The sequence below is a fragment of the Paenarthrobacter sp. NPDC092416 genome, from assembly GCF_044755025.1.
Taxonomy (GTDB): Bacteria; Actinomycetota; Actinomycetes; order Actinomycetales; family Micrococcaceae; genus Arthrobacter.
Genome location: NZ_JBIVQG010000004.1, coordinates 166,200 through 184,359, shown reverse-complemented (window position 1 = coordinate 184,359; position 18,160 = coordinate 166,200). Strand labels below are relative to the sequence as shown.

The following is an 18,160-nucleotide window of genomic DNA, read 5'->3' as shown; positions in this document are numbered from 1 at the left end:
ACGCCGCGACATCTGAATTCAGCCTAAAACCTGCGCATATGTCCATGGGGGAAAACAGCCATGCGGAGAGAAGATGGTGAGCATAGACGATAACTATTTCCATGGCCGCTGTGACCTGACCTACCTTGAATGACAGGAGCCAGCTTGTGATCCAGGAAACACAAACTGACGCAAGGCTCGAATCCACTGATCGCCAGGGCGAACAGGACAACGACGTCACGAAAGGCCACACCATGAAGAAAACAACAACCCCGGCAGGTCGGAGGTTCCTCTCCGCCGCGGCGCTGGCGTCTGTAACTGCGCTGGCTTTGAGCGCCTGCGGTGGCGGCGACGCCAGCAGCGAACCCATTGCAGAAGAAACTGGTCCTGTGGAGATCACCCTTGCCACCCCCGCCTACGCAGGGGGCGGCGCAGGTAACCCCTACTTGGCTTTGATCGACGCGTTCAAAGCCAAGAACCCCAACATCACCGTCAAATTGGTGGAGTCGCCCAATGACCAGCATGGGCAGACGATGCGGACGCAGCTGCAAGCCGGCAACGCACCCGACATTTTCTATGTCACGGCAGGCCGGGGCAACAACCAGTCGTTCGCGTCACTGGCAGAGGCGGGCTACCTGCAGGACCTCACCGACCAAAAGTGGGCAGCAGATGCGATTCCTGCATCGGCAAAGAACTTGTACTACGACGACGACAAGATCTTCGCAGTTCCAGCCGACCTCGCTCCCATCACGGAACTGCAGAACACCACCGTTTTGAAAGAGCTTGGCCTCAAGCAAGCAACCACCTTGGACGAAGTTATAGAGCAGTGCAAGACAGCACGGGCGGCCGGTAAGTCGTTCTTCGCCGTCGCAGGAACTTCCGGTGCGAACACTGGCCTGCAGGCAATGCAGCTTGCGGCTTCCCTTGTCTACGCCAAGGATCCGCAATGGGATGCCAAACGGGCGAAGAAAGAAACCACTTTCGCTGACTCTGACTGGAAGAAGGTGCTGGAGCAGATCGTGAAGTTCAAGGACGCAGGCTGCTACCAGGATGGTGCCGCGGGTGCTGGTTTCGATCAGCTGTTCCCGTCCGTTGCCCAGGGCAAGGTCGCAGCTGTATTTGCCCCGGCTGGTGCAGTGGCTGCCCTTCGCGCCCAGGTCAAGGATGGCTCCTTCGACGTATCTGTCATCCCTGGCGAAAAGGCCGAAGACACCAGGCTGATTGCGAGCCCGGGCAACGCACTCGCCGTCAACGCCGCAGGCAAGCACAAGGGCTCCACCCTCAAGTTCCTTGAGTTCCTCGCCCAGCCGGCCAACCAGGATGCCTTGGCGAAAGCCAACGGAAATGTTTCGATTACTGCCGCCGTCTCGGGAACAGTTCCCGCACAGTTCCCCTTGCTGGAACCCTACTTCTCCGAACCTGAGAAGAAGATCGTCACTCAGCCCAACTACCTGTGGCCCAACAGCGGCGTCTACGACTCACTCGGCTCCGGCATCCAGGGACTCCTGACCGGGCAGGCTACTCCTGACCAGGTTCTGAAGACCATGGACGAGCAGTACGACCGCGGCGCCTAGTCCACGGCGACGAACCGGATTGGAAGAACATCCCATGACCGCACAACTTGAGCAGAAAGCGGAGGGCGCCCGGGTCACCGGGCGCCAGCCCCGCTCCAGCAAGCAGAACGGCCGCAAAGATCACCGCGGCACCGAGCGTCGGTTCGCCACATGGTGGTGGTTCACCCCCGCACTCCTGGCCCTGGTGCTCATCCACTACGCCCCCAGTGCCATTGGGGCATTCTTCGCCTTTACCAACTGGAAAGGCTTGGGAAAGTGGCAGTTTGTCGGCTGGGACAACTTCGCGGCAATTGCCGAGGGTGGCCCGACTACCACGGCGCTGATCAACACCTTCATCATTGGCATTTCGTTCGTGGTTCTGACTAACGTCCTTGGTTTGTTGCTGGCTCTCGGCCTCAACCGGACCGTCAAATCACGCAATGTGATCCGGACGCTGATCTTCGCGCCGGTGGTGCTTAGTTCGCTGGCAACGTCCTACATTTGGAAGTTCATCTTCGAACAGGACGGCCCGCTCAACGAGTTCCTGGCCTCGATCGGGCTGGAGTCCTTGCAGCGGACGTGGCTGGGCGACCCGTCTACTGTCCTGCCCGCAATCATCATCGTCATGGTCTGGCAAAACGTTGGCTTGGTTATGGTTATGTACTTGGCCGGGCTGGCCACCGTATCTCCGGAGCTCGAAGAGGCAGCGTCCCTTGATGGAGCAAGCCTGTGGCAAAGGTTCAACTATGTAGTCCTGCCGGCCATCATGCCATCCGTGGTGATCGCCATGACACTCATGCTGATCAACGGCCTGCGTGTCTTCGACCAGATTCAAGCCTTGACGGGAGGCGGACCCTACGGTGCGTCCGAAACGCTCGCAGTCACCATCTACAAGGAAACCTTTGTGATGGGCCGCTTCGGCTTCGGTGCCGCACTCGCATTGGTCATGTCCGTGATCATCATTATCCTCACGGTGGCCCAGCGCCTCCTCCTCCGCACGAATTCCAAAGGTTAGCCAGCCATGTTCCGTTATACGAAGAAGACCTTCCTCCGTGAGGCACTGCTGATCCTGGTTGCCCTCATCTTCCTGCTGCCGTTCTACTTCCTGATCAACCTTGCCCTCAAGAATGGCAATGACGCACTCACGACGTCGGCGATGCAGCTGGTTACCAACCCCACTCTGGACGCATTCGGGCAAGCCATCCAAGGAGGGCGCCAAGCAACCTTGATGGATGGAATGCTCAACAGCATCATCATCACCGCCGGGAGCGTGCTGGTGCTGGTAGCTGTTGGATCGATCTCCGCCTACACGCTCAGCCGCCGGACAGGCAAGCTGAGCAAAGTGGCCATGGGGCTCATCCTGGTGACCATGGTCCTCCCCGCACAGGCCGCCATCATCCCCATCTACGTGGGCATGCGCAATGTTGGCCTCGTGGGTACGCATGCAGGCACCATCATCATGTACGCAGGCGCCCTGCTACCCATCTCGATCTTCCTGTACATGGGGTTCACCAATGGCATAGCCCGGGATTACGAGGAAGCCGCCCAGATCGATGGAGCTTCCCGGTTCACGGTGTTCCGCAAGATTATTTTTCCGCTGCTGTCGCCTGCCACCGGCACCGTGGCGATCTTCACCGGACTCATCGTGTGGAACGACTTCTTCACGGGCCTGATCTTCCTCAATGGATCTGACGCAGTCACGTTGCCAGTGGTGATCTACAACTTTGTAGGCGAGAGTGTTTCGCAATGGAACGTGATCTTTGCGGCCATTATCATCTCGATGATCCCCATCCTGGCGTTCTTCCTGGTGGCCCAGAAGCAGTTCATCCAAGGATTCACTGGAGGGGTGAAATCTTGACGGCGCTGGGCAAACCGGCTCAGCCACCAACTAACCCGACAGACTCAATGAGGATGAACATGCCCCCGCTTCCGAGACTCGAACGATATTCCGGACATACGCGACTGATCGTTGACGGTGAACCGTTCCTCTGCATTGGCGGGGAGTTGCACAATTCCAGTTCTTCCGATCCCCGTTATATGGCACCACGTTGGGGAAGGATTGCGGATTCGAAGGTCAACACGGTCATTGCGACGGTGGCCTGGGACCAAGTGGAACCAACTGAAGGTGCTTTTGATTTCTCCGCTGTGGACGGGCTCGTCGAAGGCGCCCGATCCTCTGGGCTTCGGCTCGTGCTGATCTGGTTTGGCGCCTTCAAGAATGCCTCTTCCACCTACGCGCCGTCGTGGGTACGAAGTGACCCTTCACGTTTTCCTCGTGCTGACCGGGGGTCGGAACCCATGGAAACGCCGTTCTCCTACAAGGGTTCGATGCCCCGGCCAACGCTTTCCGTGTTTTCAAACAATCTTTTTGAAGCCGACAAAGCTGCGTACTGCCGGTTCATGGCGCACCTTGCCGAGACTGATACACAGCACACTGTGATCATGGTTCAGGTGGAGAACGAAGTCGGACTCCTTGGTGCGGGACGGGACCGTTCGGGAGCAGCGCAGGCAGCCTGGGAATCGCCCGTACCCGAATCACTCCGGAAGGCCCTGGCGAACAGCGAGTACTCATTCGATTCCACATTGGCGGATGATCTCCGTCCCATCACCTCCTCTGACGCCAGCTGGGCCGATCACTTCGGCGACGGCAACCCAGCCGCTGAGGAAACCTTCATGGCGTGGGCGTTTGCGACATACGTCGGTGGGCTTGCCGCCGCTGGCAAGGAGCTTCTGAATCTTCCGGCCTACGCCAATGCCTGGATTGGGCCGCAGCCTGGCCAAGACCTACCGGGCAACTACCCAAGTGGCGGACCAACGGCCAAGATGCTGCCGGTGTGGCAGGCAGCTGCCCCGACCCTTGATTTCCTCGCCCCGGACATCTACGTACCTCATTCCGCCGAAATCATGGCCCAGTATGCAACTCCCGAGAATCCGCTCTTCATCCCGGAAGCTCGATTCCGGGCAGGGGACGTCTTCCTCGCGCTGGGTCGCTTCGGAGGTTTCGGCTACCACGTCTTCGGCTTGGAAGATGGCCGTGAGGGTAACCAATACAGCATGGCCTGCGAGGCGATACTTTCCCTGACCCGGGAGATTGTGGATGCGCAGCGTGATGGGCGGATCATCGGATTTGCTTTGGAGCAGAACGAAGACGATGTGGTCACCAATTTCGGTGCCATCACCGTCAGCATCCGCAACGCGGCGAAGCTCTACACAGCAATGCTCCTGGACGCAGGGGTAGTTCTTCCGCCGCCTCCGGAGTTACCGGGGGAGACCGACGGAGCAGCCCACGGGCACACTCCAGGGGACAACCGTCCGTTCGGACTTGTCATCGAGACGGGACCATTGGAGTACCTGGTAGTCGGCCAAGGCGCGTTGTTCGATTTCCACACAGCAGACTCTGTGCTTGAAGTGGATTCGGTGCGGGAGCTTCGGCTGACACCCGATGGCTGGCAGGAGAGCCGCCTCCTGAACGGCGATGAACGGCTGCAGGTTCTTCAGGGCGCCAATATCAGCGCGGCTCGGATCAAACTTCTGGAAGTTTCACGGGGCTGACGGCGCATAGGGCAAAGGCGGTGCCACCTCCCAGGTGGCACCGCCTTTGCCGTATGCGCCTACGTCAAGCGGTCAATGATTGCACGGGCACCCAACGCTGCCAATGCCACCGACGTCAACGTCGGATTGCATGCCGTGGACGTCGGGATCACCCCGTTGCCCGCAACGTACAAACCCCCGGTACCCCAGACCTGGCTGTCCGGACCGCATACGGAACGACCGTCGTCGTACTGGCCCATACGCACAGACCCTTGGTAGTGGAGGGAGGAGCCGGCTGGTAGGAGGAACGGCGGCCTGTCATCCAGGAATGTCCCCAAGGCTTTGCCCGCGCGAGTGACGGCCTCCTTGGCTTCATCAATTGTCCGCAAGTCCTTCCACGTGAGGCTGTACTGGATGCTCATGCGAGGCATCCCATAGTGGTCCGTCACGTTCTCATCGAATTCCACGCGGTTCTCTTCAACCGTCTCCGTGGCGCAGAACCACCCGAGACCGATGACGGATCCGGGCACTACTGCGTCGTCTTCGGCCAAGGGAATGGGTGATGCGTCAAGCTGCATGACTTGACCGTGGAACGGCTCTTGGTCCGTGTAGGGAACCCAGGAAACGCCGCTGTGCCGCGCTGCTCCCACCACCGCAGTTCCGGCTTCGGCCTTCACAGCCTCGGTTGGCAGCCGGACGGCGCTGATTACCTGCGGCTGGTCGTTCAGGTAGCGTCCGAGGGCGCGGAGCCGGATGCCGGAGGCAAACAGCACCTGAGGTGTGCGGAGGGCGTCCGCTGCGACAACGACAACCGGCGCTGAAGTGGTGTATTCGGTCCCCGTGGTGAGGTCCTTGAGTACCGCTCCGGTAACGCGGCCGTCGTCGAGCAGTACCCGTTGGCACAGAGTTTGGTCGCGGAGTTCGAAATGGTCGCCCCGGGTCTCCGGTCCGGCAAGCGGACCAAGTACGACGTCGGTCCCTGACCACATGATGGTTCCATCAGAACGCGTCTGCACGGCCAGCGGCATCGATTGGATGGCCGCGGATCCGGTGCGGGGAAACTCCCCAGCCAGACGCTGGCGTACTTCGGCGGAGAACGGTGCATCCTCGAACACCAACGCCGTAACAGACAGGAGTCGCTCGGCATCGGAAAGGGCTGCGTCCAACGTGCCATCGTCCAGGAATGCAATCCTTTCCGATTCCCCAGGCCTGGGGCAGGCGCAGGTCCAGTGCGCGCCCATGCCTCCGACGTTGCTGGACATCGCCGCTGCTGGCATACCGGCAAGGGGAGCGAGTACGTCGGGACGCAGCAGGAAGGTTCCAGGCCGTCCTGGTCCGGGTACAGGTGTTTCCGGGCTCAGCGAAGTAACCGGCCCCTGGGAAGCGAGCTGTGCCGCCGCTCTTGCGTGTGGGTCCGGCAAGTTTTTCACATGCAGGCCCGGTTGTTCGGACAGCAACGGTCCAGCTTCAACCATCAGGACCCGGAGCATTGGAGCCTCTTCATGCAGGACACGGGCGTAAGCGGCGCCGGAAGGGCCACTGCCGACGATCACGACGTCGAAGGCTTGACTGGGTTTGTCGGATGTTGTTTCCATGGAAATCCTTCGCGGATTACTCAGTGCTCGGGTGTTGAACCCGGAGGCACAGTGCCCGGGAGCATCAGCGCACGAAGCGTACAAAAGCGATGCAGGCACCTGAATAGACGGTACCGGCTGCGACGGCGGCCAGGACCGTTGTGGTCATTCGAACTGTTGATGGGCAGCATCAGTGTTCGTGATCTTTCCAGCACTGCCCTTTGTGTGGCCACGCCAGTAGCGTGGAAATACGCCCGTCGTAGGTCGGTGCGAGATGTCGCGCCGAAAGCGCGCCAAACACGAGGAGCTGGGTGTTGAATACCGCCCATCAGATTAAGCGTGGAGTCAGTTTTTACAGCTACCAGGAAGAATGCTTCCTCAAGAAAATGTCCCTTGAGGACTGCGTCAGGGAGGCTGGATCCATAGGGGCATTCGGCGTCGAAATCATCCCCGAACAGTCGATGACCGGCTACCCGAACCCGGGGGATGCGTTCTACCGGGACTGGGATGGGTGGATGGAAGAGTACGGCACCACCACGGTTGCCACGGACCTGTTCCTCGACACGAAGCGATACCCCGGACGGGTCATGACACTCGACGAAATGACGGAGTCTGTTCGAAAAGACCTGGAGATCGCGAAACGGCTTGGCGCCAGGTTCGTCCGCGCCATCATCAACACGCCGCCGGAAGTCATGGAGGCGTGTGCCCTGCATGCCGAAAAGCTGGGGCTGAAGTTGCTTCTGGAAGTTCATGCACCTTTCCACTACGAGCATCCGTGGATTCTCCGGCACCTGGAGGTGATGCATCGCCTGCAGTCTCCAGCTCTGGGATTCATGCCGGACATGGGCACCTTCGTGGAACGGTTCCCTCGCGTCATGTCCGAGCGCGCGCTGCGCGACGGAGCCCGTCCGCAGTTCGTTGAGCTCGCAGTGGAGACCTACAACAACCGCGGGGACGTGCATGGCCTCATGGATACGTTCAATTACATGGGTGCCAACCCTGTAGAGCAAGCAATTGCACGGCTCTCAACGTTCCTCACATGGAACGATCCCCGCGTGATGCTGGAGCACATGCCGCTGATCCACCACATCCAAGCGAAGTTCTACGAGATGACAGACGAGGGATCGGAATACAGCATTCCGTACGAGAGGATCATTCCCGTGCTCATTGAAGGTGGCTATGACGGTTACCTGTCCAGCGAGTACGAAGGCAACCGGCATATCCAGGACATCGTCGAGGTAGACAGTGTTGAACAGGTCCGCCGGCAGCACCGCATGTTCGCGCGTCTGTTGGGTGAAGAAACAACGCTCGATGCCGGGGCTACGCCAGGCATCGGTGTTTACGCCGAGGGAGGCAGCAATGTTCGATAAATACATCATCGTTGAGGACACCCTCTGCAACGCGGTGGATGGCGACGACGTCGCAGGCTTCCAGCTCGGCGTGCGGCTTCCGTACTACCGCGGCTTAGGGCTCTCCATGGTGGAGGATATCGAGGTCACCGTGGACGGTGAAACTGCCCCGCGCGGTTCTGTGTCCCTGACGGTCCACGGGAATACGTACAAGCTGACAGACCTGCCCGGCATCTTTGATGATCGCTGGGAAATGGGGGAGGTGGCCACAGTGTCCGTTGACAGGGCAGGTGGCCTCGCTGAGGGACCCCATTCAGTTGCCGTCCGTCAAAGGCTTCGAATCTCCTACATGCCCGTACCGGGTGGGGGAGCAGACCACAAGACCCTCACCCTTAAGAGCTGAACGTCCCCTGCAGCGGTTGCCTCTGCCTGCCGGCACGGGCAACCGCTGGCTGTTCGATCGGCTCTCCCCGACAGTGAAAGGCCCACAAAATGACAGCAGCTCCGGCTCAGCAGGAAATCATCGACCACCTCATGGCATCGATGACGTGGGAGCAAAAGCTGGCTCAGCTCCAGATAGCTTTCCGGCCCCGGTTGGACGACGCTGCGGATTTGGTCCGTTGCGGCATCGGTGCGGTCTTTTGGCCTCGCAGCGCGGAAGCCACCAACGAACTCCAGAGGATCGCCCGGGAAGAGACTCCGCATGGGATTCCGCTCTTAGTGGGCTTGGACGTGATTCACGGACAGAGGACCACGTTCCCCGTCCCCATCGCTCAGGCGGCAAGCTTCGATCCGATTACAGCGGAGACCGACGCCCGCATCACAGCGAAGGAAGCTGCATCCGGGGGAGTCAATTGGACTTTCTCTCCGATGATCGATGTGTCCCGCGATCCTCGCTGGGGCCGCGTTGTGGAGGGTTTCGGCGAGGACACGTACGTCAACGGCGTGTTCGGTGCGGCGAAGGTTCGCGGCTATCAAGGTAGCTCTCTGCGGGACCGCGACTCCATCCTTGCGTGCGCAAAGCACTTCGTGGCCTACGGCCAGGCCGAAGGAGGTCGTGACTACAACACCGTGGATATGTCCCTCCAGCGGCTCCGCAATGTCTATCTTGAGCCGTTCAGATCTGCAGTGGATGCCGGCGTAGCCACCGTGATGGCGGCCTTCAACACGGTTGCCGGTCGACCGGCACACGCCAACCACGAGCTCCTGACGGAAATCCTCAAGAATGAACTCGGGTTTTCCGGTGCGGTGGTTGGTGACGCCGACGGTGTGGTGAACCTCCTTGACCACGGAGTTGCAGGAGATCTCCGGGATGCGCTCAGGCAGTCATTTGCTGCCGGGCTCGACATCGAAATGGGTGGAAATGTTGTTGCTGGCGATGACGGTGCGCGCCTTGGTCAGGAAGACCTGCCCCTTGAACGAGTGGATGATGCCGTTCGCAGGGTCCTCGGCCTGAAGGTTGCCCTGGGTCTCTTCCATGATCCGTTCCGGGAGCCCGAATCCGAGGTGACGTCCCCTACGGGTGCCAGTCGACTTGCGGCGCTAAAGGCTGCCGAAAAAGCGCTGGTTCTGCTCAAGAATGAATCCGTCCTGCCGCTTGGCCCTGGACCGAAGCGGATCTTGCTGATCGGTCCGTACGCCAACAGCACGGACCATCTTGGAGCCTGGGTCCAATCCTTCGCGGAACCCGCCGGTTCCTTGGCCGACGCCATCCGACGAGAGTGCCCGGAATGGGTGCTGACAGTCAGGGAGGGGACCGGCTTCTTCGGAGGCGAGCCCGATCTGATCACCGATGCAGTGGGCGGCGCTGCTGACTACGATGCTGTTGTGGTCGCCGTCGGCGAGCCGTCTGCCCTGACCGGAGAAGCCAGTTCACGCAGTGACCTCCGACTCCCGGGGGCACAGGAAGAACTGATCCAGGCGGTTGCGGCGACAGGGACGCCCTTCGCTGTGGTCATGTTCAACGGACGCCCGCTGGTCACAAGCGCATGGATTGATGGGGCTCCTTCAGTGATGGAGGCCTGGCACCTTGGTCTGGAAGGCCCCAGGGCAGTGGCGCGGGCTTTGAGCGGCGCGGTGAATCCCGGCGGGAGGTTGCCAATGACCTTTCCGCGTTCCTCCAGCCAGATACCTATCTATTACGACCACGAGAACACTGGGCGTCCGGCAAGGGTCTCGGGAACCCTCGACGGCGGTGCCGTTGACGTTGCTCTGATGGGCCCCGGGAACACAGACGACCACTACACGTCCAAGTACAAGGACTTGGACCTGGGTCCTCAGTTTCCCTTTGGCCACGGCCTGAGCTACACCTCATTCGAGTACGGGGAGCTCAGGCTCTCAGCTCCGGAGGTCTTCTTGCGAGACCTTGAATGCGGCCTTACCATCGGCTTCGAGATCGATGTTTCGAACACAGGCTCGCGCTCAGGAGACGAGGTCACCATGGTCTTCATTCGAGACCTTGTCGCCTCCCTCGCACAGCCCGTCCGGAGGCTCAGGGACTTCACCCGAACCAGCTTGCAGCCCGGAGAGACGCGGACGCTGTCTTTCGAACTCGGCTGGAATGACTTCGGATTCTGGGACAACGACGCTCGTTACGTCGTAGAGGAAGGGGCCTTCGAAATCCATGTGGGCGGTGGCCTCGACGCAACGGCGGTAGGGAGCCTTCACCTACGTCGATAGAAGGGTAACCGTACTATCCAAAAAAGATCGGCGAGCAATGGCTAAGGATTTGGAGCAGATCCTTAGCCATTGCCCCCCGATGAATTCAAGCGTTGGAGCCTCTTTAACGGATAGCGGACGAGACTTCAGCGGCAGACCTGTTCCGTGGCCGGGGACGTGCAGCCACCCGCGTCTCAGCGTCGCGGCGTTGGCCCACGGTGTTCTCAATCGTTCCGATTCCCTCCACGGTCATCCGCACGACGTCGCCGGTCTTCAACGGTGGGGGAGTCTTGGAACCGTTCCGTCCCCAGAGTTCGGCGAGGCAGCCGCTGCCGCATGTTCCGGATCCGAGCACGTCGCCGGGCCGCACCACGGAGTCCTGGGATGCGTAGGCGACGAGCTCGGCGAACGGCCACCCCATGTTGGACAGCAGATCCTGGCCAATCGGTTTGCTGTTGACTTCCACCTCCATGGAGATGGGCAGGAAGCCTTCCTCATCGTGAAGGTGCTCGAACTCGTCGGCGGTGACGATCCACGGACCCAAGGTGTTGGCGAAGTCCTTCCCTTTGCAAGGGCCGAGGCTGGCCTTCATCTCGCGGCGCTGCAGGTCGCGTGCCGACCAGTCGTTGAGCACGGTGTAGCCGAAAATGTGCCGGTGAGCCTCGGCCGCGGACAGGTTCCTGCCGTCACTGCCCGGGACATGGCCGACGACGGCAGCTACTTCGGTTTCGAAGTCCAGGTCCTCACAGCCTGCCGGAATGCCAATCACTTCGCCGGTTCCCGTCACCGTGTGGGGATTGGTGAAATAGAAAGTGGGTGCTTCATACCATTCAGCCACCACTCCAGCTACGCCATCGATGCTCTTGCGCACACCCTCGACGTGTTCTTCAAAGGCTACGAAGTCCCGGATGGTGGAAGGTGCCAGCGGTGCCAGCAACTGTATGTCCCGCAGGGCGACCGGGCGCTGGCTGCGGAGAGTTTCCTTGGCGATGGCCAGAGTCTCCTCCAGCCCTGCGGCTAAAAGAGTGTTGACTGTGCGTCCGTGGGACAACGCGAAGCAGTTGCCGTCGTCGACGAATCCTTCCCGGGTTCCGCCGTCGTGATTCCAACGGGCGATCTTGACCATGTCAGGCTCCTTGGGCCGTAGCGCGGGTGCTGAGCGTTGCCGCGGCGGTGATGCCCAGCAGGGCTGCGTTGCCGGCGAGAATCGCGGCGGCGTCGGCCTCGGGAAGCCCGGCGGCGTGCACTTCGTCAACAGGCCTTTCTGATCCCATGTCGAAGGGGTAGTCCGAACCGAGCAGCACCTGTCCGGGACCCGCTGCCTCAACGAGGGAACGCAGCTCGCGGGGGTTATGGACCAGTGAGTCGAAAAAGATCCGCCGGAGATATGACGACGGCGGTTCGGCGCACCTTTGTGCCTCGGGACGCACCTTCCAAGCGTGGTCGGAACGACCGATGGTGGTGGGAAGGTAACCCCCGCCATGGGCAGCAAGCACCTTTAGGTCCGGATGCCGGTCCAAGACCCCGCTGAAGATGAGGTGGGACAAGGCCACGGCATTCTCGGCGGGCTGGGAGACGGTGTTGGCCAGGTAGAAACGGTCCAGCCGTTCGTCCAGGGAGCATCCGAACGGGTGCAGGAACACAATGGCACCCAGTTCCTCGGCCCGGTTCCAGAAGGGTTCCAGCCTGGGGTCTGAGAGTTCCACTGTGGTCCGGTCCGGGTCGCCGGGTGTGCCGGCGAACGAACCGATTTCCACGCCAAGCAAGCCACATTCCAGGACGGCTTGGTCCAGTGCTTCGACCATGAGGTGCGGATGCTGCAAGGGCACCAGCCCGAGCCCGTTCAACCGGTCGGGAGCTTTGTTGACGTAGTCCCGGATGGACTGGTTTGCCTGCCTCGCCAACCTCAGGGAAAGCTCTTCGGCGGCAAAGTAGTAGAAGTGGGACGGCGAAGGTGAGACAAGTTGGACATCTACGCCTTGCGCGTCCATGTCTTCCAGACGCCGGCCAAGGTCGGTGAGCTGCGGCCACCGTTCTTTGATCATGAGGCCGGAGTTAGCCATGGATTCGGGCCCGTTTCGCCGGACTTCCAGAGCCTGGAGGGCCGAAAAACCTTCCGGATCACTCTCCGCTACGGCCTGTTGGAGGGCCGGAATGAGGACATGGGCGTGGACATCCATCGTGGGGTGCTGGCTGGGAGCGGTGGGGTTCATGCGGGTTCCTTCAGCATGGTGGAGAGCGAGTTCATGAGGCCGGGCACGTCGGCGTCCCGGACGCCGTCCAGCATCCACTGGCCCAACTGGACGGAAGCCTTGACGACGGCGGTTGCCCTGTCCAGTCGGCGGTCTGCGAACTCTTTCCACAGAGTCTCGGTGAGGTGGTCGGCGGAGATGAGGAGTTCGGCCAGAACTGCGGCGTCTTCCAGTGCCATGGCGGCACCTTGGGCCACCGTCGGCGGGCAACTGTGGGCAGCGTCGCCGATGATGACCGTCCGGCCGCGGTTCCATGGACCGTCCACCAGGTGCGACGTGAACCACGTGTAGTTGATGCGCGCACCGTGGTCCAGACTGGCGCGGATCTCGTTCCACGGGCCGCCGTAGGCCGCCGCGAGTTCTGCCATCACGCGGGGACCGTCCTCATGTTTGCGTTCCTGGGCCTTTTCCACGAGGTAGGCGTAAATGGTGTCCGGGCCGGTGGGGCAGTATCCGGCGATGAAGCAGGGGCCGCCGTAGGTGAGGTCGGTCCGGATAACGTCCTCGGGGCGCTCCACGAATGCCCGCCAGATGCCCATGCCTGTGGGCTTGGGCTCGACGCCGGTTCCGATCGCCTGTCTGACGGCTGAATGAAGCCCGTCTGCGCCTATCAGGAGGTCGAAACGGGAGGTGCCACCGTCGGCGGTGCTCACGGTGACGCTGCCGCCGTCGTCTGCCAGGTCGGTGACCGCCTTGCCGTAGCTGATCCTCGCACCCGCTTGAAGGGCGCGTTCGCGGAGGATGGCTGTCAGGTCCGGGCGGTACATTCCGAGCGTGGCCGGAAGATCGTCGCCACCGGTCCGGATGTCTTCCAACACGGCGAGCACGGTGCCGGCGGGGTCGGGAGCCCGCAGTCCAAGGGTGCTGAACCCGTACCCTTTTGCCTGCACTTGTTCCCAGACACCAAGTTCGCGCAGGATGCGCAGGGCGTTGCCTTGGAGCGTGATGCCGGAGCCGAGGGCTTGCGGCCCGGTGGCCTTCTCCAGGATCTCAACCTCGATGCCGGCGTCGGCCAGGAGAATGGCCGCAGCAAGTCCTGCCGCCCCCGCTCCGACAATTCCGACCTTCTGTACTGCTGCCATCTGACGACTCCTTTGTGTGACGGCGATACTGCCAATAGTGCTGCTGGCTGTTGTCCCTGGGTTGGGCCTTCGTTGGCCCAACCCAGGGACTGGTCGGCTATCTGACGGCGATGGGATTGACCGGCGAACCGACAGCCCCGGTGATGGGAAGTGGCGCTGCGGTCAGCATGAAGTCATACTTGCCGTCGGCTGCGCAAGCTTCAGCGAGTTGGTCCGGGTCCCACATTTCGCCGAGGAACAACCCCAGGTTGGGGATGGCGATCTGGTGGAGTGGCTGGAAAGCGCCCTCAAACTCGTTCGGACGCACCTCGAAGCCCCACGTGTCGGTTGCGATTCCAGCAATCTCCGACTCGTGCAGCCACGCAGCAGTGCTGAAGGACAACCCCGGCGCGGGCCCACCTGCGTAATCTCCCCATCCATCGCGACGGACACGGGCGTACTGCCCTGTGCGGATCACCACGATGTCCCCACGGCGGACTGCCGAGCTGGGACCCTGGCAGTCAATGGTCTTCTGCAGGTGTTCCTGGGCGATCGCGAAGCCATCGGGCAGTTCCCCATCGGTGCGTCCCAGATCCGGGCCCAGCGCACGTCCAACGTCCAGGAGCACGCCGCGCGTGACAATCTTGGCCGCGGCGGTTTCGATCCCGGTGAACAGATCACCCTCTGACGTCACTACGTCCCCGGCTGCCCTGCCGTTCCAGGCTTTGCCGCGATCGAAGATGTGTCCCAGTCCGTCCCATTGTGTGGAGCACTGCAACGGCATGGCAATCACATCATCGGCGCCGCCGAATCCGTGCGGGAACCCTTGATTGCCGCGCTCCGCGTCCACCCCGGTGTCCGTCATGGTGTGGACGGGATTGGTGCGGCGACGCCACCCCTTTTGTGGGCCGTTGGTGTCGAAGGGCTGGGACAAGGAGAACGCCTCTCCGGTGATGACCAGCGCCGCGGCCTCCACCCGCTTGCCGGCATCGATGAAGTTCAGCGTTCCGAGCACATCGCTTTCGCCCCAACGGCCCCAGTTGTTGTATCTTTCTGCGGCGGCGGCAATGCTGGCCAGCGGATCCGTGCGCTGAATCAGGTGTGTGTCCGCGGCATCGGTTGTCACTGTTCGTCCTTGCAGCGGATGAGCTGTGTGCCTAATCCGGTGATGGTGCCTTCCATGACGTCGCCGTCCTGAAGGAGTCGTCCCCAGTGCTGGCCGTTCCCGGCAGGGCTGCCGGTCAGGACCAGGTCGCCCGGACGCAGGGGCATGATCTGGGATGCTTCGCTGACCAGCTTGGCAACCCCGAAGATCATGTCCTGCGTGGACTCGTCCTGCATGGCCTTGCCGTTGAGCTTCAGCGTGACATGGACATCCTGCGGATCGCCGAAGAACTTCGCCGGCACCAGCAGGGGACCGGTGGGCAGGAAGCCTGGGGCGTTCTTGGCACGGTACCAATCCGAACCGATGGCGGGCATGTCCTTGCGGAACACATACTCACGGGTGGTGATGTCGTTGACCATGGTGTAGCCGAAGACGTACTCAAGGGCCTCTTCCGGACTGATACGGAACGCTTCCTTGCCGATGACGGCCGCGAGCTCCAGCTCCCAGTCGTGGCTTTTGCTGTAGGACGGCAAGGTGAGGTCGTCGGTAGCTGACGCGATGGCCGTCGGGAGGCCGATGAAGAAGTACGGGGTTCCCTGGCCGGCCCGCTGGTCCATCATGGCGGCGGTCTTGGCGCGTACCTCCTCAGCGTCCTGCCCGGCGTCGCGGTGTGCCACGGCCAAGTCAATGACGTGCTTGCGGTAGTTGGCGCCGGTCTGCAGGACCTGCGCGGGTTCCACCGGGGCAAGGACCTCGACGGCGGACAACGCCAGTCCGGTTTCCTCACCGGCTGAGGCGGCCAGTGCGTCCAGTTCGGCCTCCGTGGTGTCCCAGTGCTGGATCAGCGAGTTGATGTCACCGTCCAGCGGTAGGATCCGTTCGCCCACCACAAGGCCCGCTCTTGTTTTGGTGTCGCCGGCCTCCTGGAAGCGGATCAGCGCGTAGTGTGGCTGCGTCATTAGCCGCGGCCCTGCTTTGCATAGGGGTTCAGGAGGGCTTCCTTCATTTCGGCGGAAGCGCCTTCCTCGGTGGCGGTGAAACCTTCGGCAGGCGGGAAGGACTCGGTCATGGAGTGCGGCATGGCGCCGTTCTTGTAGAAGTTGTTGGAGCCCTCGGAGGGCTTCCAGGTGTTTGCATCCCAGTCCGGGACGTAATTGCGGTAGCCGCCGGAGTTCAGTTCCACACGCAGCCCTGAGGGGTCGCGGAAGTAGAGGAAGTTCTGCTCGCCCACGCCGTGGATGGAGGGGCCATATTCCATGGGGGTGCCGTTTTCCATCATAACGTCCGCGGTGCGGAGCAGGTCTTCGGTGGCGTCCACCCAGAAGGCGATGTGGTTGACACGGCCGGCACGCTTTGAGGTGTCCAGGACGACGCCGAGGTCGTGGGACTTCTCGTTGGTGGTCAGTACGGAGAAGACCGTGATGGGTGCCTCGTCGAGGTCCACGAACGCCATGACGCGGAAGCCCAGTGCTTCGTTGTACCACTTGGCGAATCCGCGGACGTCGGAAGAGGCGACGGTGACGTGGTCCAGGAAACGCGGAGCGGCGGCGTGGCTGCTGCGGCGCTCGGGACGGTCCGGGTAGGTGGACTCGAAGCCGGGCTCGGCAACGAACTTCTCCACGTCATAGAAAAGCCGCATGTGGTGCCCGTAGGGACCGGTGAATTCGTACGCTTTGCCGAATCCGTGGCCGCCCGGGGTCCAGGTGCCCTGCACACCGGTTGCTTCTACACGGGCTGCTGCAGCTTCGAGGGCTTCCTGGGAGTTGGTGCGCCATGCCATTCGGCCCAGCGACGCTTCCTCTCCATGGGTGACCACCAGGCTGTAACGGTAGTAGTCGCCCCAGCAGCGCAGGTACACGTTTCCATCCATGCGGTCGATGATGCGCATGCCGAACTTTTCCTCGTAGAACCTCGCCGAGGCTTCGACGTCCGGAGTGGTGATCTCGAGGTGGGCAAGATGGGAGAGGGGAGTTTCCACGATGAATTCCTTCTAAATGCTCTGGTTGCTCGGACAGTGATCTGCAGGTCCTGTAACAACAATGGGGCCGGTCAGTTATTTGGGGAAGAGAGGATTCTGGATAGAACGTATTCGTCAGACTGATACCCGGTAGTCTGTGGGAATGAAGACCTTGGACCTGAACCTGCTGCCCCAGCTGCAGGTACTGCTCGAACTGCGCAACGTATCCAAGGCCGCCGAACGGCTGCGTTTGAGCCAGCCTGCCACCAGCGCTGCCATGGCCAGGCTGCGGCGGCATTTCGACGATGAACTCCTGGTTCGTAACGGCCGAACATACGTCCTGACGCCGTTTGCGCAGTCGCTCGTTCCTCTGGTGGATGAGGCCATGGTGCACGTCCAGAGAGCCACGCTGGTCCGATCAGGATTCGACGCCACCACGAGTGAACGGGAATTTGTGATTGCGGCCTCGGACTACGCAGCGGCTCTCATCGTTGGCCCGCTGCGTGGGATCCTGCGGGAAGAGGCTCCCAGAGTCACCGTGGACATCGTCCCCATGACTGGACTTCACGGCACCATGGCCGAGTATTCAAAGCTGGACCTGCTTGTTGGACCTACCGGCTACAAGATGCAGGGTGAAACAAAGCAGCTGTTCAGGGATAGTTTTGTGGCCATCACAGACGCCGCAAATCCAGTCCTTCAGCTCCCGGGCATTACCCTGCAGGATCTGGTGAGCGTCCCACATGCGGTGGGATATTTCGGGGAAGGAATCAGCACGCCGGCCGATAAGCTCTTCGAGTCCCGGGGCGTTCGACGCCGTGTGGCAGCAGTGGTGGCAGGTTTCCTCTCACTGCCGCTCTTGGTGGAAGGTACAGACTTGGTGGCGCTAGTGCCCCGCATGCTGGCAGCCAGAGCACAGCGAGGCGCGAACATCGAAGTCTTGGAGTTCGATGAAGAACTCGAAGCATCCTTGGTGGAGGCCCTCTACTGGCACCCATCAAGGACGGAGGATCCGGCCAACGTGTGGCTTCGCTCCGTAGTTCAGCGCGCCTGCTCGCAACTTCACCAGTTGTTTCCTGTCACCGCCCACCCCGGCACTGTTTCTGGACCCGCCGGAAGCTAGGGGGGACGGCGGGGGTCTGCA

Annotated in this window: 15 protein-coding genes; 8 read left to right on the top strand and 7 right to left on the bottom strand. The window is 61.5% G+C overall.

Annotated features, from left to right (window positions below; genetic code table 11):
* Window positions 1–146: 146 nt before the first annotated feature.
* From ACIQC5_RS10450 to ACIQC5_RS10435, 4 genes are all read left to right on the top strand, one after another.
* Window positions 147–1,553, top strand: a complete 1,407-nt coding sequence (locus ACIQC5_RS10450; RefSeq protein ID WP_400281374.1) for an ABC transporter substrate-binding protein — start codon at window positions 147–149, stop codon at window positions 1,551–1,553.
* Between the two features lie 34 nt (window positions 1,554–1,587).
* A complete protein-coding gene (locus tag ACIQC5_RS10445; RefSeq protein WP_091328088.1) occupies window positions 1,588–2,547 on the top strand; it encodes a carbohydrate ABC transporter permease in 960 nt (319 codons plus the stop codon).
* Window positions 2,548–2,553: 6 nt separating this feature from the next.
* The gene (locus ACIQC5_RS10440) at window positions 2,554–3,390 is read left to right on the top strand and encodes a carbohydrate ABC transporter permease (protein WP_400281370.1); all 837 of its coding nucleotides are present in this window, start codon (window positions 2,554–2,556) and stop codon (window positions 3,388–3,390) included.
* A 179-nt stretch (window positions 3,391–3,569) separates the two neighbouring features.
* Entirely contained in the window at window positions 3,570–5,084 is a 1,515-nt protein-coding gene (locus ACIQC5_RS10435; RefSeq protein WP_400281368.1) for a DUF5597 domain-containing protein, read from the top strand.
* A gap of 59 nt (window positions 5,085–5,143) precedes the next feature.
* Here the strand turns inward: ACIQC5_RS10435 and ACIQC5_RS10430 are convergent, their stop codons facing one another.
* The gene (locus ACIQC5_RS10430) at window positions 5,144–6,658 is read right to left on the bottom strand and encodes a GMC oxidoreductase (protein WP_400281366.1); all 1,515 of its coding nucleotides are present in this window, start codon (window positions 6,656–6,658) and stop codon (window positions 5,144–5,146) included.
* A gap of 290 nt (window positions 6,659–6,948) precedes the next feature.
* On the opposite strand from ACIQC5_RS10430, the gene ACIQC5_RS10425 reads away from it, so the two are divergent.
* The 3 genes from ACIQC5_RS10425 to ACIQC5_RS10415 all read left to right on the top strand — a co-directional run bounded on the left by ACIQC5_RS10425 (window position 6,949) and on the right by ACIQC5_RS10415 (window position 10,665).
* Entirely contained in the window at window positions 6,949–8,007 is a 1,059-nt protein-coding gene (locus tag ACIQC5_RS10425; RefSeq protein WP_400281363.1) for a TIM barrel protein, read from the top strand.
* Window positions 7,997–8,389 (top strand): DUF6379 domain-containing protein, encoded by a 393-nt coding sequence (locus ACIQC5_RS10420; RefSeq protein ID WP_400281360.1) that lies wholly within the window; start codon window positions 7,997–7,999, stop codon window positions 8,387–8,389. Before ACIQC5_RS10425 ends, ACIQC5_RS10420 begins: the two co-directional genes overlap by 11 nt.
* Before the next feature lie 89 nt (window positions 8,390–8,478).
* Window positions 8,479–10,665, top strand: a complete 2,187-nt coding sequence (locus ACIQC5_RS10415) for a glycoside hydrolase family 3 N-terminal domain-containing protein (RefSeq protein WP_400281357.1) — start codon at window positions 8,479–8,481, stop codon at window positions 10,663–10,665.
* 103 nt (window positions 10,666–10,768) lie between these two features.
* Here the strand turns inward: ACIQC5_RS10415 and ACIQC5_RS10410 are convergent, their stop codons facing one another.
* From ACIQC5_RS10410 to ACIQC5_RS10385, 6 genes are all read right to left on the bottom strand, one after another.
* Window positions 10,769–11,770, bottom strand: coding sequence for a fumarylacetoacetate hydrolase family protein (locus ACIQC5_RS10410; protein WP_400281354.1), 1,002 nt, complete (start codon window positions 11,768–11,770; stop codon window positions 10,769–10,771).
* Window position 11,771: 1 nt separating this feature from the next.
* Window positions 11,772–12,857 carry an amidohydrolase family protein gene (locus ACIQC5_RS10405; protein WP_400281352.1) on the bottom strand — a complete coding sequence of 362 codons (1,086 nt, stop codon included), beginning with the start codon at window positions 12,855–12,857 and terminating at the stop codon, window positions 11,772–11,774.
* A complete protein-coding gene (locus tag ACIQC5_RS10400; RefSeq protein ID WP_400281349.1) occupies window positions 12,854–13,978 on the bottom strand; it encodes an FAD-dependent monooxygenase in 1,125 nt (374 codons plus the stop codon). The genes ACIQC5_RS10405 and ACIQC5_RS10400 overlap by 4 nt, the downstream gene beginning before the upstream one ends.
* 97 nt (window positions 13,979–14,075) lie before the next feature.
* Window positions 14,076–15,083, bottom strand: coding sequence for a cyclase family protein (locus ACIQC5_RS10395; RefSeq protein WP_400281347.1), 1,008 nt, complete (start codon window positions 15,081–15,083; stop codon window positions 14,076–14,078).
* A complete protein-coding gene (locus tag ACIQC5_RS10390; protein WP_400281344.1) occupies window positions 15,080–16,021 on the bottom strand; it encodes a fumarylacetoacetate hydrolase family protein in 942 nt (313 codons plus the stop codon). The genes ACIQC5_RS10395 and ACIQC5_RS10390 overlap by 4 nt, the downstream gene beginning before the upstream one ends.
* A complete protein-coding gene (locus ACIQC5_RS10385) occupies window positions 16,021–17,040 on the bottom strand; it encodes a VOC family protein (RefSeq protein ID WP_400281341.1) in 1,020 nt (339 codons plus the stop codon). Before ACIQC5_RS10385 ends, ACIQC5_RS10390 begins: the two co-directional genes overlap by 1 nt.
* Window positions 17,041–17,182: 142 nt before the next feature.
* On the opposite strand from ACIQC5_RS10385, the gene ACIQC5_RS10380 reads away from it, so the two are divergent.
* The gene (locus ACIQC5_RS10380; protein WP_400281338.1) at window positions 17,183–18,139 is read left to right on the top strand and encodes a LysR family transcriptional regulator; all 957 of its coding nucleotides are present in this window, start codon (window positions 17,183–17,185) and stop codon (window positions 18,137–18,139) included.
* Window positions 18,140–18,160: the final 21 nt, after the last annotated feature.

Excerpts from the sequence above, each read along its gene's own strand:
- ACIQC5_RS10400 (WP_400281349.1), bottom strand. The coding sequence starts at position 13,978 with ATGGCAGCAGTACAGAAGGTCGGAATTGTCGGAGCGGGGGCGGCAGGA.
- ACIQC5_RS10430 (WP_400281366.1), bottom strand. The coding sequence starts at position 6,658 with ATGGAAACAACATCCGACAAACCCAGTCAAGCCTTCGACGTCGTGATC.
- ACIQC5_RS10445 (WP_091328088.1), top strand. The coding sequence starts at position 1,588 with ATGACCGCACAACTTGAGCAGAAAGCGGAGGGCGCCCGGGTCACCGGG.
- ACIQC5_RS10380 (WP_400281338.1), top strand. The coding sequence starts at position 17,183 with ATGAAGACCTTGGACCTGAACCTGCTGCCCCAGCTGCAGGTACTGCTC.
- ACIQC5_RS10410 (WP_400281354.1), bottom strand. The coding sequence starts at position 11,770 with ATGGTCAAGATCGCCCGTTGGAATCACGACGGCGGAACCCGGGAAGGA.
- ACIQC5_RS10415 (WP_400281357.1), top strand. The coding sequence starts at position 8,479 with ATGACAGCAGCTCCGGCTCAGCAGGAAATCATCGACCACCTCATGGCA.
- ACIQC5_RS10440 (WP_400281370.1), top strand. The coding sequence starts at position 2,554 with ATGTTCCGTTATACGAAGAAGACCTTCCTCCGTGAGGCACTGCTGATC.
- ACIQC5_RS10405 (WP_400281352.1), bottom strand. The coding sequence starts at position 12,857 with ATGAACCCCACCGCTCCCAGCCAGCACCCCACGATGGATGTCCACGCC.
- ACIQC5_RS10435 (WP_400281368.1), top strand. The coding sequence starts at position 3,570 with ATGGCACCACGTTGGGGAAGGATTGCGGATTCGAAGGTCAACACGGTC.
- ACIQC5_RS10390 (WP_400281344.1), bottom strand. The coding sequence starts at position 16,021 with ATGACGCAGCCACACTACGCGCTGATCCGCTTCCAGGAGGCCGGCGAC.
- ACIQC5_RS10420 (WP_400281360.1), top strand. The coding sequence starts at position 7,997 with ATGTTCGATAAATACATCATCGTTGAGGACACCCTCTGCAACGCGGTG.